This window comes from Ensifer adhaerens (assembly GCF_001270265.1).
GTDB classification, from domain to species: domain Bacteria; phylum Pseudomonadota; class Alphaproteobacteria; order Rhizobiales; family Rhizobiaceae; genus Ensifer; species Ensifer adhaerens_B.
Genome location: NZ_LGAP01000088.1, coordinates 1 through 725, shown reverse-complemented (window position 1 = coordinate 725; position 725 = coordinate 1). Strand labels below are relative to the sequence as shown.

1 protein-coding gene is annotated in these 725 nt (G+C 60.4%); it reads left to right on the top strand.

Features of this window, described 5'->3' with window-relative positions; genetic code table 11:
• Positions 1-346, top strand: a 346-nt coding sequence (locus tag AC244_RS34795) for a transposase (protein WP_152976251.1), incomplete at its 5' end; no start/stop codon positions are given.
• Positions 347-725: the final 379 nt, after the last annotated feature.

Sequence of the window (725 nt, the reverse complement as noted above, 5' to 3'; positions counted from 1 at the left end):
TATATCGGCAGTCGACGATCCGGGTCGGTTCGAAAAGTCCCGCACCGTCGGTGCGTATTTTGGACTGACGCCCAAGAAATACCAGTCGGGAGAGACCGACATCGACGGCGGAGTAACCAAGGTCGGCGATGCCATGGTGCGCACTGCGCTTTATGAAGCGGCGCATATCATGCTGACGCGTGCCACGCGGTTCTCTGCCCTGAAGCGCTGGGCGCTGGACGTGGCGAAGCGGCGCGGTATGAAGCGAGCCAAGGTGGCGCTCGCCCGCAAACTCGCGACCGTCCTTCACCGCATGTGGGTTGACGTCAGCGCGTTCCGTTGGGGCAAGGATACTGTCGCCCCGTAAAGGCGAGATGAGATTACCGAAGCAGGCCGCCGACGGCGCTGCTTCTCCGAGGTCCCGTCGCTGGGACGAGGGCTTGGCAAGGTCGGGAGTAGTGCTGTGAAGGCTTCGGCAAATCACGCGTCCTAGATTGACCTGCCGGCTTAAGGATCTGATGGCATGGTGTGGCAGTCTTGGTGCTGACCACGGACAGAAGCATGATCCTGGCGGCGTGATGATCACGGAGGGACTTGACGAGCAAGGGCCCATTACAGAAGCATTACAGTTGCATTCTAGTTTTGAGATGAGCTCGTCGAGCGGCCGCCTGATGGGCGCGTCTCCAGCATGACCATGCGATGACGTAAGCGGGGCTTATGCGACGCTGAGCAAGCCTGATGGCGAT